Origin of the sequence: Schlesneria sp., from assembly GCF_036405755.1 — a bacterium.
GTDB classification, from domain to species: Bacteria; Planctomycetota; Planctomycetia; order Planctomycetales; family Planctomycetaceae; genus Schlesneria; species Schlesneria sphaerica.
Map to the genome: position 1 here is coordinate 1 of NZ_DASWWZ010000280.1, position 3,216 is coordinate 3,216.

2 protein-coding genes are annotated in these 3,216 nt (G+C 56.1%); both read right to left on the reverse strand.

What is annotated here, in order from left to right; all coding sequences use genetic code 11:
- Window positions 1-914 (reverse strand): hypothetical protein (locus tag VGE80_RS09850; RefSeq protein ID WP_440592544.1); only part of this gene is annotated, 914 nt, incomplete at its 3' end.
- Window positions 915-1,096: 182 nt separating this feature from the next.
- Entirely contained in the window at window positions 1,097-2,995 is a 1,899-nt protein-coding gene (locus VGE80_RS09855; RefSeq protein ID WP_440592545.1) for a vWA domain-containing protein, read from the reverse strand.
- Window positions 2,996-3,216: the final 221 nt, after the last annotated feature.

Below are 3,216 nucleotides of genomic sequence, written 5' to 3' on the forward strand. Positions count from 1 at the left end.
ACATTCCCTAGACCACTCTTCAAAGATATCGCGACCTGATCCGGCGGAACCGTATCTTGAGGAATCTTGCCCGTGCTGTCAGGGAGGAAAACCAGGCCCTTGGAATCGTCACGGATCAGGTCTTGCAGAAACTGAAGATGATAGGGCTCCAGAACGCCGTTCGGTTCCAGATACAGGCTCCCACCTGCACGAACCCAGGCCAGCAGACCCTCCAGTTGCGCCTTCCGCAGATGCCGGAACTCCTCACGCATCAGCAGAACAAGATCGTAGTTGCAATACGATATGGGTTCAGCAGGAAAATCGACGGGGTCAACGGATGCAAAAATGGTCTGCACGCCGTCGGGCTCTTCGACCTGTCCCGAGCTGTTCACCGGCATCGGAACAAGAGATTCGAATTTGAGACGCTCCATCAGTTTCTCACGTTCAGGGGTCCGTTTACGTGCAATGCGTGATTCACCGACGAGAATGTTGAACACACATTTCATCGCAAACGGGACGCGAAGAATCTGCTGCCCGAGGTCGCCTGAATACTTATCACCTTCAAACGAAATATCGACGAGAAGCCGATCGACCGGTTGTGGACTGTCGATCGCGGGCAGCAAAACTCGTATCCGTTGTTCGGGACCATTCAGCGTCAGAACTTCGGTTTCCAGCGATGCGAACTGATATCCTTCTGAATGGACTTGGAAGCGCAATTTGCCCGTCAGCAAACCAGCCCCCGGAATTTTGACATCCCACCACGTGAGAATCGGCCGCCCTAACACAACCGAGGGCTGCATGTTTGAAGCCTCGATGGAGATCGGCTTCTGCTGTCCGAATGCCGTAGACGTGATCAACAAGCACGACAGCAGCGTCAGCCAAATCACTATCGCGAGGGACTTTGAAGCAAGCTGCTGCATGACGGAAGTCACCATGTGGCCCTCTTTCCAAGCCGGGTACTGCCCAAGATCATTTCCCTTCCCCCTGAGCAGAGTTTTGATGATGGATTTGTCGATCCGTGTACATCGCGATTTGGCTTCCCAGCAATTCCTACCTGGAGAGCGCAGAGAACCCCGTAGATCCCGCGCAGAGAAGCGAGGTCACACCGCGTCGTGACTCAGGCTGGAACTCCGGAGGGACGTTTCTGGAAGTACCACCATTCGACCAGCAGGAAACATAGCCCCCCCAGTGCGAACCATCTCCACAGGGGTTGGTCTGTCTTCAACACCGTAGCCGCCGCGTGGACGGGGACTTCAGGAAACTTCAGCACATCGACTGTGCTTAGTCCGGTTTCACTGGAGGACAGCAGGCTAACCCCCAGTTTCAGGGGCGTTTCCGCTCCCGTCATTTCGTATGTTCCCACATACGGCGCCCCGAGCCCGGAGACAAAGCCATTCTTGTCGCTCGTGGCCGACTCCGTATATCCGTTCGGTCCGGTGACTTGAACCGCCGTATCCGGGGTAATCCGCTGCGGGGGGAGCGTTCCTGTCCCGTGTGCCTTCGCGTCCAACAGTCCGGCCCGTTGTGCAGCGATCTGGATGACGTTCTGGACAAGGATCGGGAATCCCACTCGATACACCAGCGACGATCGATCGGAGTGAAAGAGAAAGTGATAGTCGAGACGGCCATCCCTGTCCCGCTCCAGAATCAACGGGCCGGAACGGGACTGCGCCAGGATTTCGTAACCAGCCACTTCGAAGTCACGCTCTCCGACACCTTTCTCCAGTTTGGGGTCGTCTGCAATCTGCACATCGAGCAGTTGCACGTGCTGCAGCAGCGGCGCGGTCCGCCGCCAATCAACGACTTCGGACTGACCCGAGACCAGTTCCACCAGCTTTGAAAGTTCGTCCGGGACAAAGCCGACATGAAAAGTGACCCGCGACTCGGGACCAATTTCGATCGGCCCTTCCGCGAACTTCACATCAACGGCTTTCGGCTCATCCGAGTCCCCGGGGAACAGCAGAATGTCGGGAAGGTTTTCCAATGCGTTGCGGTAGGTTTCCATTGAACGGGGACAGAAGACGGTGAGCTGTCGCGGCGCAGGAAGTTCCAAGTACGCCACATCGTCCGTGGTCATCGAGTCGAATCCGTCCGGTTTGATCCGCAGTTCCAGGGATGCAGCAATCGTGGTAGGGACCTTAAACACCAGCCGCTCTGCCCGTCCCCCGTCGATGCTCACAGACTCTTGCTTGATCGACTGTCCGTTCTGGAGCAGTTCGTACTCACACAACGATCGCGCGGTTGGTGGCCCGTTTCTGGAATCGTCTTTCTGCTGGGTTGCTTCGATCCGCGCGAACACGTCCCAACCCGTTCTTGATCGCCGGGCATTGAAATCAACGATCCCGATATTGGCTCCCCCCGGCCCCAGTTTTTGAAAGTTCAGTTTGAACGGAAGCTCGAATTCGATGTCTGCTGGGACATTTCCATCAGAAATCAGGACCACCGTTTCGATCGGCTGGACGCGAGACATGGCCTGTGCCAACCTCAGTCCATCCTCCAGGCGACTGGGGACCTGCGTGACATCTAATTGTGCCAGAGCATCCTTGAGCACCCGTTTGTTGTCCGTGAAGTCCGTCAGTTTCCGGGCCGTTGAATTGACCGAGATCAGGCAGAGACGCTGGTCCGCCAGCAAGTCATCAATCAGCTTCGAGACCTTTTCCTTGGCGTCGTCGAGTCTCGATTTGCCATTGGGGCCATCCAGCGCAGCCATACTGGCCGAGTTATCGATCAGCACGGGCAGGAACCGGGCTTGTTCTGCTCCTCGTGAAAGATAGGGCTGCATCGCACCAATAATCAGCGAACAGAGCAGCAGAATCTGAAACAACAGCAACAGATTGCGTTTGAACTTCTGAAAGGGTGAGTTCACCCGCTGATCATTAACGACCTGACGCCACAACGCGAGCGAAGGAACGTCAAAGCGAGGGCGTCTCAACTTGAGGAAATAGAAGATAATCAGCGGCACCAGCAGCAGGAACCACCATGCATTCATCAGTGCGGAAAAGCCGGGCCAGCTCATATCGCAACGCCTCTTTCCAACCGACGGAATTCTTCACGACCGCATCGCCACGCCATTACTGCACCCATCCTTTTCGCTTCAAGGTGTCGAACAGCATGGTTTCCAGCGGCAGCCCCGAATCGAGACAGAGAAATCGACCGCTGCGTTGCCGACACAGCGTTGCCAGGTGTTCCTGCAGACCTGCCAGATGTTCGTGATAGAAACCAATCAGGTCCCCCACG

Bases quoted from the DNA above. Each gene is read 5' to 3' on its own strand.
- VGE80_RS09855 (WP_440592545.1), bottom strand. From the start codon at position 2,995: ATGAGCTGGCCCGGCTTTTCCGCACTGATGAATGCATGGTGGTTCCTG.